Origin of the sequence: Azomonas macrocytogenes, from assembly GCF_014191985.1 — a bacterium.
Lineage (GTDB): Bacteria > Pseudomonadota > Gammaproteobacteria > Pseudomonadales > Pseudomonadaceae > Azomonas > Azomonas macrocytogenes.
The window spans coordinates 67848-90486 of sequence record NZ_JACHXI010000018.1 but is presented as its reverse complement, the minus strand read 5'-3'; the positions used below and the strand labels follow the sequence as shown (position 1 = coordinate 90486).

The window sequence follows — 22639 nt, the reverse complement described above, 5'->3', positions numbered from 1 at the left end:
GTGCCAGGGGGTTCGTTCGTCTGGATTCCACAACACGACTCACTCGACTGGGCTCTCGCTTCCATCAGCAGGCTGAATACCCTTTCCTTGTGTGTGCTTTACTGCCTGTAACATCAGGTGTCGGTGCTCAATTTGATAGGGTAAAACCGAGCACGATAGTTCTTACATAAAGACTAAAAGCCACATAGGAATTGAGGAATAATTGGCGATGAATCAAACTTTGTCTGCCTTTGGTGATATTGAAGCACGTTATACCTTACTCAAAAGCGTGGCGGGAAATGCTGCAAAGTTAGGTATGGACTACTATACACGCCGAGAAAACCTGACAGTCATACATAAAGAAAATGATTTGCAGGATGTGGTAAGTGTGGCTGACAAAGCAGTTGAGGATTACATCCGGTGCGAGCTGTCGAAAGCCTTTCCCAGCGACGGCTTCCTAGGTGAGGAGGGTGGTGCGCTTGATCTTGAAGCTCGCTATCTATGGGTGATCGATCCGATTGATGGAACTAGCTGTTTCGTCAACGGTTTGCATAGTTGGTGTGTATCCATCGGTTTGATGGTCGATGGGCTGCCTGTGCTAGGCGCAATTGCTGATCCTAATCATGGGGAACTATTCCATGCGTGCCGGGGAGCGGGAGCTTTTGTTAACGACACCGTAATTCGTGTACATGCTGCTCAGCATGTTCGTGAAGGCTTGACTGGCGTCGGTACAACATATCGAAGAGGTAAGGAAAGCTTTCTGCCGTTTCTACAAGGGCTTCTAGACGAGGGTGGCATGTTTATCCGCAATGGATCTGCTGCCTTGATGATTTCCTACGTAGCGGCCGGCCGACTGATTGGCTACTACGAGACTAATCTTAAAAGTTGGGATTGCTTGGCTGGACTGGTTGTTCTGCAAGAGGCCGGCGGAATAGCAAGCGATTTCTTGCGCAATAATGGCTTGCTTGACGGCAACTCATTGTTAGTAGCTTGTCCTGGAGTCTACGAGCAACTTTCAGATTTGGTTGGTCCTTCGTTGGATACAGATTGTTAATAATCTGGATTTGAAACGTTTTTCAGCGTTGCCGCCAGGTTCGCCAGCCGATACTTGCCAGGATCGCGACTGTCAGGGGTAGAACGAACCATCCCATTGCCTGCTGAAATAGTTCAAAACTCGGTAACCCTGTGGCGAATAGGGCCAAATACAAAACATAAGCTAGGTAATAGGCAAAGAACAGCAGCCCTTCCCAGCGGCTAATCCGGTAACCAGCAACGAACACTGGTATGCAGGCGAAAAAGGCTGCCAACATTACCGGCAGATCGAAATCCTGTATGTTCGGCGAGATCGATAAGCCTTTGGGTGCGACTAAAGCCGTGCAGCCTAATACCAGTAATAGATTAAGTATGCAGCAGCCAACGGCATTGCCGGTTGCGATGGCATGTTGGCCACGAAGTGTCGCTAGCAGAGATACTGTCATTTCTGGCAACGAGGTACCTACGGCTAGCACAGTCAGGCCGACGGTCAGTTCGGATAGCCCTAGGTCGAGTGCGAATTCTCTGGCTGCGTCTACCGTTATCCAGGCTCCACCGACCAATAGAAGCAGCCCCGCAGTTATCAGTACTGTACTGAGCGAGCAGGCGCGTAGCTGCGCTTCAGGGTGGGGTTTGTCGGCCATACAGATAGATAGTGTCTGTTGTCCTCTGCGTTTGGTGAGGATCAGGATGACTGTACAAGGCACCAGGGCGGTCAATAACAGAAATCCATCCAGGCGATCGAGCAAACCATCCCACGCCAGGATCTGAACCAACAAGCCACTACCGATCAGTAGCGGCAAGCCTTGGTGTACCAGGTGACGGGACAGGATCTGTGGAGCGATCAGAGCCGAAACACCGATCAACAGCAAAATATTGGCAATATTGCTGCCAATGATATTGCCCACCGCGAGATCACCGCTGTCGTCCAGTACTGCCAGGGTGCCGACGGCGGTTTCCGGTGCGCTGCTGCCGAGAGCAGCGACAGCGAGCCCAATTATCCAGGGTGATAGGCCTACTTGCCTGGCCAGACGGGCTCCGCCGCGCACCAGCAGTTCAGCACCCAGTGCCAGCAATGCCAGGCCGGCGGCCAGGTAGGCAAGGATCGTCAGGGACATGAAGAAGGCAGACTCCGCTCGGAATAAGGCAATGTCCAGAAAGCCGGTAATGGGCTTCCGAGTCAGCTACTGCTACAGACCGATGGCACGAAGGGTCAGCCTTCCAGCTTGTGCTTGAGCAGTTCGTTGACCTGTTGTGGATTAGCCTTGCCTTTGGAAGCTTTCATTGCCTGGCCAACAAAGAAGCCGAACATCTTGCCGCGCTTGGCTTCGTCGCTGCTCCGGTACTGCTCGACCTGGGCTGCATTGGCAGCCAGGACTTCATCGAGCATGGCCTCAATGGCGCTGGAGTCGGTGACTTGCTTCAGTCCCTTCTTCTCGATGATTTCGTCAGCTGAGCCTTCGCCCGCCGCCATTGCTTCGAACACCATTTTGGCGATCTTGCCGGAAATGGTGCTGTCCTTGATGCGCAGTATCATGTCACCCAGTTGTTCGGCGGAAACCGGTGATTGCTCGATTTCCAGGCCGTCCTTGTTGAGCAGGCTAGCCAACTCGACCATAACCCAGTTGGCCGCCAGCTTGGCATCATCGCAGACGCGCTGAACCTGCTCGAAGTAGTTGGCCATTTCGCGACTGGCCGAGAGCACGCTGGCATCATAGGCGGACAAACCGAACTGGCTTTCGAAACGCTCGCACTTTTGTGCCGGCAGTTCCGGTAGTTCACTGCGCAGTTGCTGCAGATAATTATGCTCGATGGTAACCGGTAGCAGATCGGGGCAGGGGAAGTAGCGATAGTCGTTGGCTTCCTCTTTACTGCGCATGGAGCGGGTCTCGTCTTTGTTCGGATCGTACAGACGGGTTTCCTGAATGACCTTGCTGCCATCTTCTATCAGGTCGATCTGGCGTTGTACCTCGTGATTGATCGCCTTTTCGATGAAGCGAAAGGAGTTGACGTTCTTGATCTCGGCACGGGTGCCAAATGCGGCCTGGCCCTTCGGGCGCACCGAAACGTTGCAGTCACAGCGCAGAGAGCCTTCGGCCATGTTGCCGTCGCAAATGCCCAGGTAGCGCACCAGCGCATGGATCGACTTGACGTAAGCCACCGCCTCCTTGGCCGAACGAATGTCTGGTTCGGAGACGATCTCCAGTAGCGGCGTGCCGGCGCGGTTCAGGTCGATGCCACTCATGCCGTGGAAGTCCTCGTGCAGGCTTTTACCTGCGTCCTCTTCCAGATGCGCGCGGGTGATGCCGATGCGCTTGATAGTGCCATCTTCCAGGGCGATATCCAGGTGGCCCTTACCGACGATGGGGTGATCCATCTGGCTGGTCTGGTAGCCCTTGGGCAGGTCCGGGTAGAAGTAATTCTTGCGGGCGAAGACGTTCTTTGCGCCGATCTCGGCATCGATGGCCAGGCCGAACAGGCAAGCCATACGTACGGCTTCCGCATTGAGTACCGGTAGGGTACCAGGCATGGCCAGGTCCAGCAGGCTGGCCTGGGTATTGGGTGCCGCGCCGAAGGTGGTGGCGCTACCGGAGAAGATTTTCGATCGGGTGCTGAGCTGGGCGTGGATTTCCAGCCCGATCACGGTTTCCCATTGCATATCAAATCGTCCTCAGAATCCGTTCGGAGCCTGGCGGTGCCAGTCAGTCACTTGCTGGTACTGGTGCGCTACGTTGAGCAAGCGCGCCTCCTGAAAGTATGGCGCAAGAAGCTGCACGCCCACTGGCAAGCCATCGATGAAACCAGCCGGCATGGACAGCCCAGGAATACCGGCGAGGTTGGCGGTGATGGTGTAGATGTCTTCCAGATAGGCCGAGACCGGGTCAGCGTTCTTCTCACCGAGCTTCCAGGCGAGGTTCGGCGTGGTTGGCCCAAGAATCAGATCGACGTCTTTGAAGGCGGCGCTGAAATCGTCCTTGATCAGGCGGCGAATCTTCTGTGCCTTTAGATAGTAGGCGTCGTAGTAGCCGGCCGACAGCGCATAGGTTCCGACCATGATGCGTCGCTTGACTTCGGCACCGAAGCCTTCGGCGCGCGAACGCTTGTAGAGATCGGTGAGGTCAGTAGGATTTTCGCAGCGATAGCCAAAGCGTACCCCATCGAAACGCGATAGGTTGGAAGACGCTTCCGCCGGGGCGATCACATAGTAGGCCGGAATCGCATGCTGCATGTTCGGCAGGCTGATCTCCTTGATTGTGGCGCCGAGTTTTTTCAACTCTTCCACTACGGCCATTACCTTGTCGGCAATCCGGTTGTCCAGACCAGCGCCAAAATATTCCTGCGGCAGGCCGATACGCAGGCCCGTCAGTGGTTTGGCAAGTGCGGCAAGATAATCGTCCAGCGGCTGATCGATAGAGGTGGAATCTTTCGTATCGAAGCCTGCCATGCCACCTAATAGCAAAGCGCAATCTTCGGCAGTACGCGCTAACGGACCACCCTGGTCGAGGCTGGAGGCGTAAGCAATCATGCCCCAGCGCGAGACGCGGCCATAAGTAGGTTTGATCCCGGTAAGTCCGGTGAGTGCGGCCGGCTGGCGAATCGAGCCACCCGTATCAGTGGCGGTAGCGGCAGGAATCAGGCGCGCGGCTACGGCGGCGGCGGAACCGCCAGAGGAACCGCCAGGCACACGACTAATGTCCCAAGGGTTCTTCACCGCACCGTAATAGCTGGATTCACTGGCCGAGCCCATGGCGAATTCATCCATGTTCAGCTTGCCGAGGCTGACCGTGCCGGCTGCGGCGAGCTTCTCCACGACAGTGGCATCATAGGGCGAGACAAAATTGTCGAGAATCTTCGAGGCGCAACTGGTGCGCACGCCTTTGGTACAAAACAAATCCTTGTGTGCGATCGGCGCGCCAAGCAGTACGCCGGTGTCACCGGCCGCGCGCCGGGTATCGGCTGCCCGTGCCTGTTCCAGGGCCTGATCTGCTGTAACGGTAATGAAGCTGTTCAGCTGTGGGTCGAGTTGGCGGATGCGCTCCAGCAACGTCGTCGCCAATTCTTCGGCGGAAAAACGCTTGCCGGCCAGGGCGCGAGCAATCTCGGCCAGGGTCAGTTCATGCATATGGAAATCCTTACTCGATGACCTTGGGGACCAGATAAAGGCCGTCTTCCACGGCAGGGGCGATAGCTTGATAAGCATTACGCCGGTCGGTCTCGGTAACCTCGTCGGCCCGCAGGCGCTGGGTAGCCTCCAGCGGATGGGCCAGAGGCTCGATGCCATCGGTATCCACTGCTTGCATGTGGTCGATGAGACCCAGGATGTCGTTCAGGGTTTCGGTGGTGCGCGGAAGCTCTGCCTCGTCCAGGCCCAGCCGGGCCAGGTGGGCGATTTTCTCCACGTCGGAGCGTTCAAGCGCCATCGGTTTCTCCAGTGGAAGGCGGACAGGCTTCGGCACGGCGGCTGGCCGTGGTCCGCTGGACGCGAGCCTGGGCAAAGGTAGCAATCTAGCACGTCCGGCATGGCTCCCGGTAGCGTGTGAGCATGGCCGGGTATTCGGCCTTTGCCAGCAAGGGCTTGTTGGTGAGCTGTCGCGTATCGTCTGGGGTGCAAAAATGCTTGGGCACCGGGGGCTCCGAAAACCGGTTTCGGCGCGTGAATTTTGCTCCCCTGAACGTTTCTGTCCCGCCTGGCCTTAACTTACCAGACCGTGAACAGGTTCTAAGAGTGCTCAGGTGGCCCGTTGTCGCCTTGCCCAAAAGCGGTGCCGTTGTTAGAGTTCGCCGCAATTTTTCCCATGCTTTTCCTCAGGCCCTCTCAATGTTCAAGAAACTGCGCGGCATGTTTTCCAGCGATCTGTCGATCGACTTGGGTACTGCCAACACCCTTATCTATGTGCGCGAGCGAGGTATCGTTTTGAACGAACCTTCAGTCGTCGCCATCCGCACCCATGGTAACCAGAAAAGTGTCGTGGCAGTCGGGACCGAGGCCAAACGCATGCTCGGCAGGACTCCTGGGAATATCAATGCGATCCGTCCGATGAAGGATGGTGTGATCGCCGATTTCAGCGTTTGCGAAAAGATGCTGCAGTACTTCATCAATAAGGTGCATGAAAACAGCTTCCTGCAGCCTAGCCCGCGAGTACTGATCTGCGTACCTTGCAAGTCCACTCAGGTGGAGCGTCGTGCTATCCGCGAGTCGGCGCTGGGAGCTGGGGCACGCGAGGTCTTTTTGATCGAGGAGCCGATGGCCGCGGCCATCGGTGCCGGTCTGCCGGTGGAGGAAGCACATGGTTCGATGGTGGTCGATATCGGTGGCGGTACCACCGAAATCGCGCTGATTTCATTAAACGGTGTGGTTTTTGCCGAGTCGGTCAGAATTGGCGGTGATCGTTTCGACGAATCCATCGTTACCTATGTGCGACGCAATTATGGCAGCCTGATCGGTGAGGCCACGGCCGAGCGCATCAAGCACGAAATCGGTTCGGCTTTCCCGGGTTCGGAAGTACGCGAGATCGATGTGCGCGGGCGTAACCTGGCCGAAGGGGTGCCACGCAGCTTCACCCTGAACTCCAACGAAGTGCTGGAAGCGATCCAGGAATCCCTGGCCACCATCGTCCAGGCCGTCCGTACCGCGCTGGAGCAATCACCTCCCGAGTTGTCTGCCGATATTGCCGAGCGCGGTCTGGTGCTTACCGGTGGCGGCGCATTGCTGCGCGACATCGACAAGCTGCTTGCCCAGGAAACCGGCTTGCCGGTGATCGTTGCCGAAGATCCGCTGACTTGCGTTGCTCGTGGCGGTGGCCGAGCCTTGGAAATGATGGATCGGCATTCGATGGATCTATTGTCCACAGAATGAGCTTGATGCTGAAAGCCTGAAGCTGGAAACGGATTCGGCTTCCAGCTTCAGGTTTCCAGCTTGAGGTGCAAGCTATCAAACTGCTATTCGCCAAGGGCCCTTCGCTGGGCGTTCGCCTGCTGGTGTTCGCCACGCTGTCGGTTGCGTTGATGGCAGTGGATGCCCGACTCGATACGCTACAGCCGATCCGTGATCGGCTGGGCATGTTGGTGACGCCTTTCTATGGCATAGCCGGTCTGCCGGAGCGCCTGTGGAGTGGCGTGACCCAGCAATTCAGCAGCCGGAGCGAACTGCTGGCCGAGAATGAGAAGCTCAAGGCCGAAACGCTGCTGATGCAACGCCGTCTGCAACGGCTCGCTGCATTGACCGAACAGAATGTGCGGCTGCGCGAGCTGCTGAATTCCGCGGCACTGGTCGACGATCGGGTGTTGGTCGCCGAGCTGATCGGGGTTGATCCCAATCCCTATACTCACCGGCTGCTGATCGACAAAGGCGAGCGCGATGGCGTCTTTCTCGGTCAGCCGGTACTGGATGCGCGCGGCCTGATGGGGCAGGTCGTCGAGGTCCTGCCGTATACCGCGCGCGTGCTACTGCTGACTGACAGCACTCACAGCATTCCGGTGCAGGTCAACCGCAACGGTCTGCGTGCCATCGCCAGCGGAACCGGTAATCCCGAGCGTCTGGAGCTACGTTATGTAGCCGATACTGCCGACATCAAGGCCGGAGACCTGCTGGTCAGTTCCGGTTTGGGGCAGCGCTTTCCTGCCGGTTATCCGGTCGCGACGGTGGATGAAGTCATCCGTGATTCCGGACAGCCGTTCGCCATTGTGCGGGCCATACCTACTGCTGCATTGAATCGAAGCCGCTATCTACTGCTGGTGTTTTCCGATCGTCGTACGCCCGAAGAGCGGGCCAACGATTCGGCCCTGGCGCAGGAGCAGGCTGATCGCCAGCTTGCCGAAGAGAAAAAGGAACAGGGCGAGGCGGCATCGTCCAAGCCGGTAACTCCGGTCCAGCAGGGTGCGCAAAAAAAACCAGGCGTTCAGGAGACGCCGAGAGGTGCGGGCCGATGAGCGCGAAGACAGGCAATGGCTGGGTGATCTGGCTCAGTTTCGGCATCGGTCTGTTGCTCAGTATTGTGCCGATGCCGGAATTCCTGCAGGTCGGCAGGCCGCTATGGCTGGCATTACTGATCAGTTACTGGACGCTCTATCTGCCGCATCGGGTAGGCATGACTAATGCCTGGTTGCTCGGCTTGGTGGTTGATGTTCTGAACGGTACGTTGCTTGGGCAGAACGCGCTGGTCCTGGTTCTGGTCAGCTTTCTTGTACAGCTTTTGCAGCAGCGACTGAGGATATTCCCCACCTGGCAGCAAAGTCTGGTCCTGTTGGTGGTGTTCGGGCTGACGCAACTGGTGCAGCTCTGGCTCTATGTTCTGGCCGGCAACCGTCCACCGCCGACTTTGTTATTTCTGTTGCCTGCCTTGGTCAGTGCACTGTTGTGGCCCTGGTTATTTGCCGCTTTGCGGAGCATACGTCTGCGTCTGCGGATAAATTGAGTTTGGGTCGCCGGAATCGAACGAATACCGGTCGAAGGAGAGGTTTGCATGGCCACGCTCTACCTGGCATCCGCTTCACCGCGCCGTGCCGAATTACTGACGCAGATCGGCGTATCCTTCGTCGTCCATGCCACCGATATCGATGAAAGCGCGCTGCCGGGCGAGACGCCGGAGTGCTATGTCGAGCGTCTGGCCAAGACCAAGGCAATGGTGGCTCTGACCGAAATCGACGACGAACAGGCTTGTGTACTGGGTTCGGATACGACTGTGGTCCTGGATGGGCGTATCCTTGGCAAGCCGGTCGATGCTGCCGATGCGCGGGCCATGTTGAGTGCCTTGTCGGGTCGCGAGCACCAGATCCTGACTGCGGTGGCAGTGGCCGATCAGCAGCGCTGCACCGTGCAGGTAGTCGGCACCCGTGTATGGTTTTGCCCCTTGTCGCAAGCCGAGATCGAGGCCTACTGGGCGACCGGTGAGCCCTGCGACAAAGCGGGTGCCTATGGAATCCAGGGGTTCGGAGCGGTGCTGGTAAGCCGCATCGAGGGTAGTTATTCGGCGGTGGTTGGCCTGCCGCTCCATGAAACGGCAGCGCTGCTGGCAGACTTCGACATCGCTTGCTGGGGTCGGGATGGGGCAGGGCTGTGACTATGCGAGGCGACCGGTGGGGCTGGAGTCATTGCCGGCTGATATTTGAAAGCGAGAATCGGCCATGAGCGAAGAAATCCTGATCAACATCACGCCCATGGAATCACGGGTTGCCGTCGTTGAGAATGGGGTGTTGCAGGAGGTGTACGTCGAGCGGCCCCAGCGCCGCGGGATCGTTGGCAATATCTACAAGGGCAAAGTGGTGCGCGTACTGCCGGGAATGCAGGCAGCCTTCGTGGATATCGGCCTGGATCGGGCAGCCTTCATCCATGCGGCGGAAATTTCCACCCGCGAAGGCAATGCGGTCGAGTCGATCAGCGCCCTGGTCCACGAGGGACAGAGCCTGATAGTGCAAGTCACCAAGGATCCGATTGCTAAAAAGGGCGCACGTCTGACGACCCAGCTATCGATTCCCTCACGTTATCTGGTGTACATGCCAGGTAGTAGCCATGTCGGTATCTCCTTGAAGATCGAAGAGGAACGCGAGCGCGAGCGGCTCAAGCAGATCGTGGTTGAATGCATGCGGGCCGAAGGTATCGAGAACGCTGGTGGTTTCATTTTACGCACCGCGGCGGAAGGCGCCAGGCGCGAAGAAATTCTCATCGATATTCGTTACTTGCGCCGGCTCTGGGAGCAGATGGCTGAACAGATGAAGACGGCTGTCGCTCCTTCGGTGATCTATCAGGATCTGACCCTGGCCTTGCGTACCCTGCGTGATCTGGTTACGCCGCGGATCGAGAAGATCCGTATCGATTCGCGGGAAACCTTCCAGCGCGTCAACCAATTCGTCGCCGAGCTGATGCCCGAGCTGGCGGATCGTCTCGAGCATTATCCGGGCGAGCGACCGATCTTCGATCTCTATGGCGTGGAAGGCGAAATCCAGAAGGCGCTGGAGCGCAAGGTGGTGTTGAAGTCCGGTGGTTATCTGATCATCGATCCGGCCGAGGCGATGACGACCATTGATGTCAATACCGGGGCTTTCGTCGGCCATCGCACATTGGAAGAAACCATCTTCAAGACCAATCTCGAAGCGGCCATGACCATCGCTCGCCAACTGCGGCTGCGCAATATCGGCGGCATCATCATCATTGACTTCATCGACATGGAAGATGAAGAGCATCGTCGTCAGGTCCTGCGGACATTGGAAAAGCAGCTCGAACGCGATCATGCCAAGACCAACATCATCGGTATCACCGAGTTGGGGCTGGTGCAGATGACGCGTAAGCGTACCCGTGAAAGCCTGGAGCAGGTGCTGTGCGAACCCTGTGCCAGTTGCCAGGGACGCGGCAAGCTGAAGACGCCTGAAACCGTGTGTTATGAAATCTTCCGCGAAATCCTGCGCGAGGCTCGTGCCTACCAGGCCGAAGGCTACCGGGTGCTGGCCAACCAGAAAGTGATCGACCGACTGCTCGATGAGGAATCGGGCAATGTTGCCGACCTGGAAAGCTTTATCGGCCGATCGATTCGTTTCCAAGTGGAAATCAACTACTCCCAGGAGCAGTACGACGTGGTACTGCTCTGATGCCGCGTCCCTTGCTCCATTTTTCCGCTTTGATCCGCTGGTGGCTCCGATGATCCGTTTCGGCGATTTCTTGATTCGCCTGCTGCGTCGGTTTTCGTGGTTGCTCGCGGCCTGCCTGATCGTGCTGGCACTCTATGTCAGTCTGGGGCGCCAGTTGGTGCCCTTGCTGGCCGGTTATCGCGAACTGGTCCAGCAGAAGGCTCAGGAGTTGTTACGGACACCGGTGGCAATCGGTCGTCTCGAAGGGCGCTGGAATGGACTCGCACCGCACCTGATCGCACATGACATCCAGATCGGCGAGGGTGATGAAGTTTTGCGGCTGTCTCGGGTCGAGGTCATTCCTGATATTTTCGATAGCCTCTGGCGGCGCCAGCTCAGCCTGTACTCCCTGGATTTCCAATCGCTCAGCCTGGTGCTTGAGGAGAACGAGCAAGGCCGCTGGCATCTGCAAGGCCTTTCCCTGCAAGACGATCAGCCAGTACCGGAGCCACCAGCGATCCTGTCCGCGCTACAGCGCATACGCCGGCTGATGCTGCATGATGGTGCGCTGACGCTGCAGCCGTTCGGTGGGCCGGCGCAAACACTCGGTGGCATCGATCTCGAGCTGCATAGCACCGGACATGACATGCGCCTGGATGGGCGGGCGACCTTGCCCGATGGTCAGTCTCTGGCTCTGAATCTACAAGGGCAGGTAGTGCCTGAGGGATGGCGCGACGCTGAGTTGAAAGCTTATTTCCGCCTGCCGCAGAGCGATTGGGCGAAATGGTTGCCGAAGCGACTAAGTGGCGACTGGCCCGTCGAGCGCCTACAGGGTGGAGCAGAGCTTTGGGTCGACTGGCACCGGCAGGGTGTCGAGGACGCCGTCGTACGCCTGGATATCCCGCAGTTAGCCATCGCCCACGGCAAGCAGAAGCCATTGCCATTCGAGGATATCGGTGCAACCTTGTATGTCCGCCGCCGCGAAGGGAATTATCGCCTGCTGCTTGACGACTTGACGTTCACCAATGGCGCGACGCGCTGGGGCGATACCCGTATTGGTATCGAACAGCTCGCTTCCGATGACGACACGCGTCCGGCGCGCTGGCGGCTACGCAGCGATCATCTGGATATCGGCCCGCTCGTTGCCCCAGTCCAGGCTCTGGCACCGTTGTCGGAGACGCAGGCTGCGCTAATCAGGGATCTGCGCCCCAGTGGCTCCTTGCACAATCTCGAACTGACCTACGATCCAGCCGGGCCAGCAGCCAAGCGTCTGAGCTACGCCGCCAATCTGGAGCGAGTGAGTTTTTCCGAACATGGCGGCATACCGGCAGCAGGGAATGTCAGCGGTAGTATCGAAGGCGATCTCGGTGCTGGCGAACTGCGAATCGACAGTGAGGATTTCAGCCTGCATCTGGCGCGCTTCTTTGCTGCTCCTTGGCATTATCGCAAGGCCGGTGGGCGACTGGGCTGGACGATCGACGGGGATACCGTTTCGCTGATCGCGCCCTATCTGCTGCTCGAAGGCGAGGAAGGACGCATCGCCGGGGATTTCCTGATTCGCCTGTATCACGACCCTGCTCGCGAGGATTACATGGACTTGCGGGTCGGTATGAGCAAGGGCGATGCCCGCTTTACCAGCCGCTACCTGCCGACCCGCTCACCGGGGATGAGCAAAGAGCTTTCCACCTGGCTTACGCGGGCGATCAAGAGTGGTTCCATCGAGGCCGGATATTTCCAGTACCAGGGGTCACTGGAATCCTATTCCGGCCCGGCAGGGCACACTACCAGTCTGTATTTCGACGTGCGCAATGTCGAACTGGATTACCAGGCCGGTTGGCCTGCTTTGCAGCAGGCCAACGCTGAGATTCTGGTTGAGGGTAACGGGACACTGGTGCGCCTGTCCGAAGGACATATTCTGGGTAGCCGCGTGCATGATGCAACGGCTTTCGTTGCTCATGGCGAGGGCAACCAGGAGCCACGCTTGTCGTTCAAGGGCAAGGTGGACAGCAGTCTGGCCGATGGCTTGCGCATCCTGCGTGAAGCTCCTTTAGGTGTTGCAGAAACCTTTGCTGGCTGGCAAGGCGAAGGCGCTCTGTCTGCTACTCTGGATCTGGATATTCCTTTCGGCGACAAGCTTGAGCCCCGCGTGATCGTCGATTTTTCCAGTCGCAATGCCAGACTGAAACTGGCCAAACCGGATTTGCAGCTGGATCGGCTGACGGGCGATTTCCGTTATGACAGCAACAAGGGATTGAGTGCTAAGAGCCTGCAGGCTCAAGTATTGGGGCAGTCGGTGCGTGGCCGAATGCTGGCGTTGGGCAAGCCTGGCAAGCCGATAACCCGCATCGACGCGCAAGGTCGCGTGTCACTGAAGCGGCTCACTCAATGGTTGAGTATTACTCAGCCGTTGCCGGCCACGGGCATGCTGCCTTATCAGTTACGCCTGACCCTGGACGGCGACAACAGCCAGTTGCAGATGGATACCTCTCTACAAGGGGTCGCTGTCGACTTGCCCGCACCCTTTGGTAAGTCTAGCCAGATCCGGCGCGACACGACCCTGACGATGTCGCTGCAAGGGGCGGAGCGGCGCTACTGGTTGCATCACGCCACCCTGGCTTCGGCATCTTTCGTTGCTCCCGAGGGCAATTGGCAACAGGGGCGTGGTGAAGTGTACCTGGGCGATAGGCGGGCAAAACTGCCCTCTAGCCGAGGGCTGCGGATCCGCGGCACTCTGGCAACCCTGGATTGGAACGAGTGGCAGAAGCTTGTCGAACGCTATTCCGGACCAGCAAAGACGCAGGCCTGGAATCAGGAACAAGCTGTATCGCTGCTGAAAAATGCCCGGGTACATATCGGGCGCTTCAAAGGATTCGGCACTCAGATCGACGATTTGCATGTTGGGCTCAAGCGCCAGGGGCAAGCTTGGCAGCTGAAGCTGGATAGCGACACGATTCGCGGTCATGTCCGTCGCCCCGATGCCTCGACGGCACCGTTGGTGGCGGCTGTCGACTATCTGCGCTTGCCGGCCGGCAGCACAGGCAAGGCCGGACTAGCGGACACCGATGATCCGCTGGTCAATATCGATCCGCGCAATTTCCCGGCCATGGATATTGCCATCAAGCAGGTTCTGCTCGGTGCTGACTCATTCGGTTCCTGGGCGCTGAAGTTTCGGCCAGTCCCTGACGGCGTCGAGTTCCGCGATATCGACTTCAATCTACGTGGCCTGGATATCGATGGCCAGGCTGGCTGGAAGAACGGTCGCAGTTGGTACCGGGGACGTCTGCAGGGCGACAACCTGGCCGATGTGATGAAAGCCTGGGGGGTGACTCCATCTGTTACCAGCGAACGTTTTTACATGGATGTCGACGGAAACTGGCCGGGTTCGCCAGCCTGGTTCGCTGGCGAGCGCTTTTCCGGAACGCTCAAGCCACATTTGCGCAAAGGGCAGTTCATCGAGGTTGATGGCAGCGCCCAGGCTCTGCGCGTATTTGGCCTACTCAATTTCAATGCTATCGGTCGCCGTCTGCGCCTGGATTTTTCCGATCTGTTCGACAAGGGGCTGAGCTATGACCGGGTGGATGGCACTCTAGTGGCACGTAACGGTTTTTATTCCACACGCGAGCCAGTGATCCTGAAAGGCCCTTCGAGCAATCTGGAACTGAGCGGTACGCTGGATATGCCTGCGGATCAGGTAGATGCCTGTCTGTTGGTAACGCTGCCTTTAACCACCAACCTACCGCTGGCTGCGCTGATCGTTGGTGCGCCAATGGTCGGTGGTGCCCTGTGGATCGCCGATCAGTTGGTCGGTGACAAGATTTCGCGCTTCGCCTCGGTACAGTATCGGGTTAAGGGCTCTTGGGAATCTCCGGATATTTCCTTCGATAAGCCGTTCGAGAAATCCAACTGACGCTTCGAACCATGGATTCTTCAGGGAAAAGCGCTGCTGGCGAAGCGTTGTTTCGGCAAGTGGTTCATTGGAGCTTTACTTGCATGCTCGAAAACGAGCTTTTACTTGACGAAGTGCGGTTCGTCCGTCCAGCTTGGCTATCTCTCATCGACAAGGTATTTGCATGTCCTTTGCCGTGATCCAGATGAACAGTAGTGCCGAGGTATCGAACAACCTCGCCAGCGCCGGTCGCTTGCTGAAGCAAGCAGCCGAACAAGGCGCGAAACTGGCCGTATTACCGGAAAATTTCGCCGCCATGGGGTGCAAGAATCTGTTAGCGCTGGGGCGTGCCGAACTGCTGGGCAGTGGCACGATCCTGGCCTGGTTGCGGCAAACGGCCCGCGAGCTCGGACTCTGGATCGTCGCCGGTACATTGCCGCTACCGCCAGACGGCCAGCCTGAAGGCAAGCCACGGGCCTGCTCATTATTACTCGACGATGAGGGGCGGACGGTTGCACGGTATGACAAATTGCATTTATTCGATGTGGACGTCTCCGATACCCAGGGCCAGTACCGTGAATCAGATAATTACGCCCATGGCGAGATACCGCTTGTCGTGGCGGATACGCCAGTTGGCAGGCTGGGAATGACCGTCTGCTACGACTTGCGCTTTCCCGAACTGTATACCGCCTTGCGTCTGGCTGGCGCTGAACTGATCAGTTCGCCTTCGGCCTTTACTGAAGTCACCGGCGCTGCACACTGGCAGACGCTGATTCGCGCCCGGGCCATCGAAACCCAGTGCTACATCCTGGCTGCTGCCCAGGGTGGTGAACATCCCGGAGGGCGACAGACACATGGCCATTCGTCTATTGTCGATCCCTGGGGACGGCTGTTATGCGAGCAGGCACGGGGCGAAGCCGCACTGCTTGCCAGGCGTGATGCCGACGAGCAAACCGCGATTCGTCGACGCATGCCGGTGCTGAACCATCGTCGTTTTTCTGTGCCGCGTCTCGTCACTGGCACTACGGAGTGAATATGACCGATCTGCTGTTAGCTGCGACCGAACGACTGCTGAGCCCCGGTGGCCTGGCGCTTGACGATTTGACCGGATTGCTGGGTGAACTGGCCGGCCCCGGCATCGATGCGGCGGACTTCTATTTCCAGGATCAGGTGACCGAATCCTGGGTACTGGAAGACAGCATCGTGAAAGAAGGCGGCTTTCATCTGGAACAGGGTGTCGGTGTACGGGCTCTTTCCGGCGAAAAGACCGGTTTCGCCTATAGCAACGCGATCAATGCGCAAGCGTTGCGCCAGGCTGCGCAGGCGGCTCGTTCCATTGCCCGCAACGGTAGCCAGGGGCGCATTGCCGTTCCCGCCCAGGCGAGCTTCGCAGCGCTCTATACCCGCGACAACCCGCTCGACGGCATGGCGCGGGCAGACAAGGTTGCGCTGCTCAAGCGCGTCGATACGGCTACCCGGGCGCTGGACCCGCGCATCAAACAGGTCACGGTCAGCCTCGCCGGCGTCTGGGATCATGTCCTGGTTGCGGCCATGGATGGCAGTTTGGCTGCGGATATCCGGCCGCTGGTGCGTTTCAACGTCAGCGTGATCGTCGAGCAGGACGGTCGTCGCGAGCGCGGCGGGCACGGCGGTGGTGGACGTACCGGGTATCAATTCTTCCTGGAAGAAGATCGCGTCATGGCCTATGCCCGTGAAGCGGTGCGCCAGGCGCTGGTCAACCTCGAAGCCAAGCCGGCTCCGGCCGGTACTTTACCTGTCGTGCTCGGCCCGGGTTGGTCCGGCGTGCTATTGCACGAAGCGGTAGGACATGGCCTGGAGGGCGATTTCAACCGCAAGGGCAGCTCCGCCTATAGTGGGCGGGTCGGGCATCAGGTTGCCTCGAAACTGTGCACGATCGTGGACGATGGCACCTTGGCCGATCGCCGAGGTTCGCTGAGCGTGGACGATGAAGGTACCTCGACCCAATGCACCACGCTGATCGAGAACGGTGTTCTCAAGGGCTACATGCAGGACAAGCTGAACGCGCGGCTGATGGGCGTTGCGCCCACTGGCAACGGCCGGCGCGAATCCTATGCGCATCTGCCGATGCCACGCATGACCAACACCTACATGCTGGCCGGCGAGAGCGACCCCCGGGAAATCATCGCTTCGGTGAAGAAGGGTATCTACTGCGCCAGCCTGGGCGGTGGTCAGGTGGATATCACCAGTGGCAAGTTCGTGTTTTCCACCAGCGAGGCCTACTTGATCGAGAATGGCAAGATAACGGCGCCGGTGAAGGGGGCGACGCTGATCGGCAACGGGCCGGAGGTCATGACCCAGGTTTCCATGGTGGGTAACGACCTTTCGCTGGACAGTGGCGTAGGGACGTGCGGCAAGGATGGTCAGTCCGTTCCGGTTGGCGTGGGACAGCCTACGTTGAAGATCGAGGCGATTACGGTGGGTGGTACCGGCGCCTGAGCGGTGGGAAAACCGCTGGAGGCTGGACGAGAGCTGCGAAGATACCTCACAGCGCTTTCGTCAGCCTTCGGCGCTTGTATTCGTCAGGCCAGGCCTCGCTTGGTCTCGTCAAGTTCGCGGATGTATTTGAACACCTTGCGGGCTGCGGCCGGCGGTTTATTGCGGGCTGCCTCGTGCTGGGCCTGGCGGAGCAGGCCGCGCAGGTGCTGGCGATCGGTTTGTGGGTAGTCGACGAAGAAAGCTTCCAGGGCTTCGTCGCCTTCGGCCAGCAACCGATCTCGCCAGCGTTCCAGGGCATGGAAGCGTTCGTTGTATTGGCGGGTAGAGGTGTCGAGCTGTTCCAGCAGCGCCATGATGGCATCGATATCCTGGTCTCGCATCAGCTTGCCGATGTACTGGATGTGGCGTTTGCGAGCAATGTGGGCTTTGTGTTTGGGGGCATCCTGCAGCGCCTTGTGCAAGGCATCGGAGAGCGGTAACCGGTCGATCAGATCGGGTTTGAGCGTGCTCAGGCGTTCGCCCAGCTCCTGCAAGGCCAGCAGCTCCCGCTTGATCTGGGATTTGCTTTTTTCATCGAAGGCATCGGGATCGGAGAAATCAGACATGGGGATGGTCCAGTAGAAAACGCCGCCATCTTAACAGCAGCCATGCCGCCATTTGCGATCCGGCGAGTGTCGGCAGGTAGCAGGATCGCTTTGTAGGATTTGGGGATTACTTATGAGTCAAGCAGTAGGAATAGGTCCGTCCGATCTGAATGAATTGCGCGACAAGGTCCAGCGCATCATCGATGAAGCCAGGCGCCAGGGGGCCAGTGCCAGTGAGGTTTCCGTTTCCATGGAGCAGGGCCTGTCCACATCGGTGCGCCAGCGTGAGGTCGAGACGGTAGAGTTCAACCGCGATCAAGGCTTCGGCATCACTCTTTACGTAGGGCAGCGCAAAGGTTCGGCGAGTACTACCACCAGTGGTGAAGAGGCGATCCGTGAAACCGTGGCTGCTGCACTGGCAATTGCCAAACACGCTTCGGAGGACGAATTCGCCGGACTGGCCGACCCGCAACTGATGGCTCGCGATCTTGCCGATCTGGACCTGTTTCACCCGTGGGATATCACGCCCGAGCAGGCTATCGAGCAGGCGCTGGCTTGCGAAGCGGCCGCCTACGAAACCGATTCGCGGATACGCAATGCCGATGGTACCAGTCTCAATACCCATCAAGGTTGTCGCGCCTATGGCAACAGCAACGGTTTCATCGGTGGCTACAACAGCACTCGCCATAGCCTGAGTTGCGTGATGATTGCCGAAAGCGACGGGCAGATGCAGCGCGATTACTATTATGACGTCAATCGAATCGGTCCCGAACTGGCTACTCCCTCAGTGATCGGAAAGAAAGCAGCGGAGCGTGCTGTGCGCCGACTGGGTGCACGGCCAATACCGACTTGCGAAGTACCGGTGCTGTTTGCTCCCGAACTGGCCACCGGCCTCTTCGGGCATTTTCTGGCGGCGATTTCAGGGGGCAATCTCTATCGCAAATCCTCCTATCTGGAAGGTGCGCTGGGTCAAATGGTCTTCCCCAAATGGCTGAACCTGGATGAACGCCCGCATATTCCTCGGGCCTTGGGCAGTGCTACCTACGATGGCGATGGGCTTGCTACCTATGCCAAGGCGTTCGTCGAAAATGGCTGTCTCGCATCCTATGTGCTGGGTACCTATTCAGGGCGCAAGCTCGGTATGGCCAGTACTGCCAACGCCGGTGGTGTGCACAATCTGTACGTCAGCCATGGTCAGGACGACCAGAAAGCCCTGCTGCATCGCATGGGACGGGGGTTGCTGATAACCGAGCTGATGGGGCAGGGGTTGAATCTGGTAACGGGAGATTATTCCCGTGGCGCCGGTGGTTACTGGGTGGAAAATGGTGAAATTCAGTTTCCTGTCCAGGAAGTCACCATCGCTGGCAACCTGCGCAGCATGTGCAACCAGATCGTGGATATCGGCTGCGATGTGGAGACCCGAGGTAATATTCGTACCGGCTCGGTGCTGATTGAAAACATGACAGTGGCCGGACGCTAAAGGCAGTACAGGCAGGTTGAACGGAGTTTTCGTTCAACCTCCAGTCGCTTTAACCGTTCGTGGTCATTCCCCTTCCTGGAAGTAATCCTCGATCAGATCGATCAAGGCTTGCAGCGCTTCTTCTTCCTGTTCGCCCAGAGTATGCACATGCAGGGGAGTACCCCGACTGGCGGCCAGCATCATCACGGCCATGATGTTTTTGCCATCGACCAGATCTTCGCTGGAGCGACCGACATTCACAGTGCAGGGATAGCGGTTTGCAATGGCCACGAATTTGGCTGCAGCGCGTGCATGCAGTCCGAGTTTGTTGATGATGATGATTTCGTGGGCAGGCATCTTCTAGCTCAACTCTCGATGGTGGATCCGGATATTCTTCAGGGTTGCCTTCAACGCTTGTCCCAGGCGCTCGACCAGATATACGGAGCGATGCTGGCCACCCGTGCAGCCAATTGCCACGGTGACATAGGCACGGTTGCTGGCTGCAAAGCGCGGTAGCCATTTGACCAGGTAGGCATACGTGTCCTGATAGAGTTCCTCTACTTCCGGTTGTGCTGCGAGATAGTCGATTATCGGCTGCTCAAGACCTGAATATTCCCTCAATTCGGGTTTCCAGTAGGGATTCGGCAGGCAGCGGACATCGAACATCAGATCGGCGTCGACTGGCATGCCACGCTTGAAGCCAAACGATTCGATAAGAAACGCCGTACCCGGTTCCGGTTTGTTGAGCAGCCGCAGTTTCAGGATGTCGCGCAATTGATGAAGGTTGATTTTCGAGGTATCGATCGTCAGGTCGGCGAGATCGGATATCGGTGACAGCAAGCTCTCTTCGTCGCTGATCGCTTCGGCCAGGGAGCGGGTGTCGAAACTCAGTGGGTGGGGACGACGGCTTTCCGAAAAGCGCTTGAGCAGAGTGGGTTGGTCCGTATCTAGGTAAAGCACTTCGCAAAGGATGTTGCGGTCCCGAACTTGCTGCAAGAGTTCCGGAAAGCGCCGGATCTGGGCAGGCAGGTTGCGGGCATCGATGGAAACCGCCAACTGGGAAGGCAGAAGCTCGGTTTGCAGCAAGGCGCGTTCGACCAGTTCGGGCAACAATCCCGCCGGTAAGTTATCGATACAATAAAAGCCATTGTCCTCGAGAACATCAAGCGCCGTACTCTTGCCCGAGCCGGAGCGGCCACTGACGATGATCAGGCGCATGCCAAAAGCCTTACTGGCCTGTCTGGCTCTCTACCACTGCCTGGTAGAGGTCTTCATTGGTTTCCACCTGGCGCAATCGGGTACGCACTTGCTCCTTGTCCAGCATACTGGCGATCTGGCGCAGCAATTCCAGGTGTTGATCGGTAGCTTCCAGGGGAACGAGCAAAACGAATAGCAGATCGACTGGAGCTCCGTCGATAGCATCGAAATCCACTGGCGTATCTAGTCTGAGCACTGCACTAAGCGGAGAAGGGCAACCGGCCAGACGGCAATGAGGAATCGCGATGCCGTTGCCGAACCCGGTCGAGCCCAGTTTTTCGCGGGCGACAAGGCTCTCGAAAATATCGTGGGCGTCGAGATCTGGCAGATCCTGCGCCACCAGCTTGGCGATCTGCTCCAGTACGCGCTTCTTGCTGCCACCTTGGACGCTCACTATCGAGCGTCCGGGAGTCAGTATGTCTTCAAGTCGGATCATGGCCAAAGAGTCTAGCGGACGTCCGCCCCTTGATGGCGTTCGACCTGCTTTTCCTTGTGCTTGATGAGTTGACGATCAAGCTTGTCGACCAGCAGATCAATGGCTGCATACATGTCGTCGTGCTCTGCATTGGCAACTACCTCGCGACCGGCCACATGCAGGCTTGCTTCGATTTTCTGCTTGATCTTTTCGACCTGCAAGATCACCTGGACGTTGATGATGCGATCGAAATGGCGTTCCAATCGGTCGAACTTTTCCTCGATATAGTCGCGCAGTGCGGCGGTTACTTCCAGATGGTGTCCGCTGATATTTATTTGCATACGGCTTTCTCCTTATTGTGCCAGCAGAGGCAGGCCCTTGATGCTTGAAGATCGGAGTCGCTCATATCAGCCGCTTGCGCTCGCTCGACGGAGCGATACCCAAGGATTCCCGATATTTCGCAACAGTCCGGCGAGCTACCTGAATGCCTTGCTCTTCCAGTAAACCAGCGATCTTGCTGTCACTCAATGGCTTTTTAGGGCTTTCCGCTGCAACCAGCTTCTTGATGATGGCGCGGATCGCTGTGGAGGAGCATTCGCCACCTTCGGATGTACTGACGTGGCTGGAAAAGAAATACTTGAGTTCATAGATGCCACGCGGGGTGTGCATGTATTTCTGAGTGGTAACCCGTGAAATGGTCGATTCGTGCATGCCTACGGCTTCGGCAATATCGTGTAGCACTAACGGCTTCATGGCCTCGTCGCCATAGTCCAGAAAGCCACGCTGGTGTTCGACGATTTGCGTGGCGACCTTCATCAGGGTTTCGTTACGGCTCTGCAGACTCTTGATGAACCAGCGGGCCTCCTGCAACTGGTTGCGCATGAAGGTGTTGTCGGCACTGGAGTCCGCTCGTCTGACCAGGTTGGCATAATGCGCATTGACGCGCAGGCGCGGCATGGCTTCCTGGTTCAACTCTACCAGCCAGCGTCCGTTATGCTTGCGTACGATCACATCCGGTACGACATACTCCGGCTCGCTGGTTTCTATCTGCGAGCCCGGGCGCGGATTCAGCGTCTGGATCAGCTCGACGACTGCGCGCAGCTCGTCTTCCTTGAGCTTCATCCTTCTCATCAGCAGGTTGTAATCCCGGTTGCCAAGTGCCTCCAGGTGGTTGCCGACCAGTTGCTGGGCTTGCGCCAGCCATTCGGTATCGCTGGGTAGCTGGCGCAGCTGGAGCAGCAGGCATTCCTGCAGATTGCGCGCGCCGACACCTGCCGGTTCGAATTGCTGGATACGACGCAGGACGACTTCGACCTCATCCAGTTCGATATCCAGGTCAGGATCCAGGCCAGCATGGATTTCTTCGAGGCTGTTCTCGAGATAGCCCCGGTCATTGATGCTATCGATCAGGGTGACGGCGATGAGGCGGTCGGTATCGGTCATCGGGGCAACATTGAGTTGCCAGAGCAGGTGGGTCTGCAGGCTTTCTCCGGCCGAAGTGCGGTTGGTGAAATCCCATTCGTCATCGTCATTGCTCGGCAGGTTGCTGGCACTGGTCTGGTAGATATCTTCCCAGGCAGTATCCACCGGCAGCTCGTTGGGAATGCGTTCACTCCAGTCGCCTTCTTCAAAGCTTTCTTCCGAATGGCTGGGTGCTTCGTAGAGGCTTTCCTGGCTATTGCCGGTTTCGGTTGGAGTATTTATGCCAGCATCCGTATGGCTTTCGGATACCTCGTTGTTGTCATAGTCCTCGCCATCCTCCTGGCGTTCAAGCATTGGGTTGGCTTCCAGCGCTTCCTGGACTTCCTGCTGGAGGTCCAGGGTAGAAAGCTGAAGCAATCGGATCGCTTGTTGCAGCTGCGGCGTCATCGTCAGCTGCTGGCCCATCTTCAGGACTAGCGTTGGTTTCATGGCAAAAGCTTATCGGCTGGTTGCTGGTATGGATCGGCCAGTAGGGCTTTGCGACACCTCTTGCGCCGCCAAAGCAA

The 22639-nt window shown here is 57.9% G+C and carries 20 protein-coding genes; 10 read left to right on the top strand and 10 right to left on the bottom strand.

Annotation, left to right across the window (positions count from 1 at the left end; all coding sequences use genetic code 11):
* Positions 1 to 208 precede the first annotated feature (208 nt).
* Positions 209 to 1033 carry an inositol monophosphatase family protein gene (locus FHR87_RS15165; RefSeq protein ID WP_183167551.1) on the top strand — a complete coding sequence of 275 codons (825 nt, stop codon included), beginning with the start codon at positions 209 to 211 and terminating at the stop codon, positions 1031 to 1033.
* Positions 1034 to 1055: 22 nt separating this feature from the next.
* Here the strand turns inward: FHR87_RS15165 and FHR87_RS15160 are convergent, their stop codons facing one another.
* The 4 genes from FHR87_RS15160 to gatC all read right to left on the bottom strand — a co-directional run bounded on the left by FHR87_RS15160 (position 1056) and on the right by gatC (position 5432).
* The gene (locus tag FHR87_RS15160) at positions 1056 to 2129 is read right to left on the bottom strand and encodes a calcium/sodium antiporter (protein WP_183167550.1); all 1074 of its coding nucleotides are present in this window, start codon (positions 2127 to 2129) and stop codon (positions 1056 to 1058) included.
* A gap of 95 nt (positions 2130 to 2224) precedes the next feature.
* Positions 2225 to 3670 carry an Asp-tRNA(Asn)/Glu-tRNA(Gln) amidotransferase subunit GatB gene (gatB, locus tag FHR87_RS15155; RefSeq protein ID WP_183167549.1) on the bottom strand — a complete coding sequence of 482 codons (1446 nt, stop codon included), beginning with the start codon at positions 3668 to 3670 and terminating at the stop codon, positions 2225 to 2227.
* A 12-nt stretch (positions 3671 to 3682) separates the two neighbouring features.
* Positions 3683 to 5134: an Asp-tRNA(Asn)/Glu-tRNA(Gln) amidotransferase subunit GatA gene (gene gatA / locus FHR87_RS15150; protein WP_183167548.1), complete on the bottom strand. Its 1452-nt coding sequence runs from the start codon at positions 5132 to 5134 to the stop codon at positions 3683 to 3685.
* A gap of 10 nt (positions 5135 to 5144) precedes the next feature.
* Positions 5145 to 5432, bottom strand: a complete 288-nt coding sequence (gatC, locus tag FHR87_RS15145) for an Asp-tRNA(Asn)/Glu-tRNA(Gln) amidotransferase subunit GatC (protein WP_183167547.1) — start codon at positions 5430 to 5432, stop codon at positions 5145 to 5147.
* A 398-nt stretch (positions 5433 to 5830) separates the two neighbouring features.
* On the opposite strand from gatC, the gene mreB reads away from it, so the two are divergent.
* The 8 genes from mreB (at position 5831) to tldD (ending at position 16936) form a co-directional block, all read left to right on the top strand.
* Positions 5831 to 6868, top strand: coding sequence for a rod shape-determining protein MreB (mreB, locus tag FHR87_RS15140; RefSeq protein WP_183167546.1), 1038 nt, complete (start codon positions 5831 to 5833; stop codon positions 6866 to 6868).
* A gap of 122 nt (positions 6869 to 6990) precedes the next feature.
* A complete protein-coding gene (gene mreC / locus FHR87_RS15135) occupies positions 6991 to 7941 on the top strand; it encodes a rod shape-determining protein MreC (RefSeq protein ID WP_420826746.1) in 951 nt (316 codons plus the stop codon).
* Positions 7938 to 8426, top strand: coding sequence for a rod shape-determining protein MreD (mreD, locus tag FHR87_RS15130; RefSeq protein WP_183167545.1), 489 nt, complete (start codon positions 7938 to 7940; stop codon positions 8424 to 8426). The genes mreC and mreD overlap by 4 nt, the downstream gene beginning before the upstream one ends.
* Before the next feature lie 48 nt (positions 8427 to 8474).
* A complete protein-coding gene (locus FHR87_RS15125) occupies positions 8475 to 9071 on the top strand; it encodes a Maf family protein (RefSeq protein WP_183167544.1) in 597 nt (198 codons plus the stop codon).
* A 64-nt stretch (positions 9072 to 9135) separates the two neighbouring features.
* The gene (gene rng / locus FHR87_RS15120) at positions 9136 to 10593 is read left to right on the top strand and encodes a ribonuclease G (protein ID WP_183167543.1); all 1458 of its coding nucleotides are present in this window, start codon (positions 9136 to 9138) and stop codon (positions 10591 to 10593) included.
* A gap of 49 nt (positions 10594 to 10642) precedes the next feature.
* Complete coding sequence (locus FHR87_RS15115) at positions 10643 to 14479, top strand: YhdP family protein (RefSeq protein ID WP_183167542.1); 3837 nt, start codon at positions 10643 to 10645, stop codon at positions 14477 to 14479.
* A 163-nt stretch (positions 14480 to 14642) separates the two neighbouring features.
* Positions 14643 to 15491, top strand: coding sequence for a carbon-nitrogen hydrolase family protein (locus FHR87_RS15110; RefSeq protein ID WP_183167541.1), 849 nt, complete (start codon positions 14643 to 14645; stop codon positions 15489 to 15491).
* A gap of 2 nt (positions 15492 to 15493) precedes the next feature.
* Positions 15494 to 16936, top strand: a complete 1443-nt coding sequence (gene tldD, locus FHR87_RS15105) for a metalloprotease TldD (protein WP_183167540.1) — start codon at positions 15494 to 15496, stop codon at positions 16934 to 16936.
* 83 nt (positions 16937 to 17019) lie between these two features.
* Here tldD and yjgA read toward each other — a convergent pair whose 3' ends face one another.
* Positions 17020 to 17541: a ribosome biogenesis factor YjgA gene (gene yjgA, locus FHR87_RS15100; protein ID WP_183167539.1), complete on the bottom strand. Its 522-nt coding sequence runs from the start codon at positions 17539 to 17541 to the stop codon at positions 17020 to 17022.
* A 112-nt stretch (positions 17542 to 17653) separates the two neighbouring features.
* Here yjgA and pmbA point away from each other — a divergent pair, with 112 nt between their 5' ends.
* Complete coding sequence (gene pmbA / locus FHR87_RS15095) at positions 17654 to 19000, top strand: metalloprotease PmbA (RefSeq protein ID WP_183167538.1); 1347 nt, start codon at positions 17654 to 17656, stop codon at positions 18998 to 19000.
* 63 nt (positions 19001 to 19063) lie between these two features.
* On the opposite strand, the gene FHR87_RS15090 is transcribed toward pmbA, so the two are convergent.
* The 5 genes from FHR87_RS15090 to FHR87_RS15070 all read right to left on the bottom strand — a co-directional run bounded on the left by FHR87_RS15090 (position 19064) and on the right by FHR87_RS15070 (position 22562).
* Positions 19064 to 19336, bottom strand: coding sequence for an HPr family phosphocarrier protein (locus FHR87_RS15090; RefSeq protein ID WP_183167537.1), 273 nt, complete (start codon positions 19334 to 19336; stop codon positions 19064 to 19066).
* Positions 19337 to 19339: 3 nt separating this feature from the next.
* Complete coding sequence (gene rapZ / locus FHR87_RS15085) at positions 19340 to 20197, bottom strand: RNase adapter RapZ (protein WP_183167536.1); 858 nt, start codon at positions 20195 to 20197, stop codon at positions 19340 to 19342.
* Between the two features lie 10 nt (positions 20198 to 20207).
* Complete coding sequence (gene ptsN / locus FHR87_RS15080; protein ID WP_183167535.1) at positions 20208 to 20672, bottom strand: PTS IIA-like nitrogen regulatory protein PtsN; 465 nt, start codon at positions 20670 to 20672, stop codon at positions 20208 to 20210.
* Positions 20673 to 20683: 11 nt separating this feature from the next.
* Entirely contained in the window at positions 20684 to 20992 is a 309-nt protein-coding gene (gene hpf, locus FHR87_RS15075; protein ID WP_183167534.1) for a ribosome hibernation-promoting factor, HPF/YfiA family, read from the bottom strand.
* A 61-nt stretch (positions 20993 to 21053) separates the two neighbouring features.
* On the bottom strand, positions 21054 to 22562 hold the full coding sequence (locus FHR87_RS15070) for an RNA polymerase factor sigma-54 (RefSeq protein ID WP_183167533.1): 1509 nt from the start codon (positions 22560 to 22562) through the stop codon (positions 21054 to 21056).
* Positions 22563 to 22639: the final 77 nt, after the last annotated feature.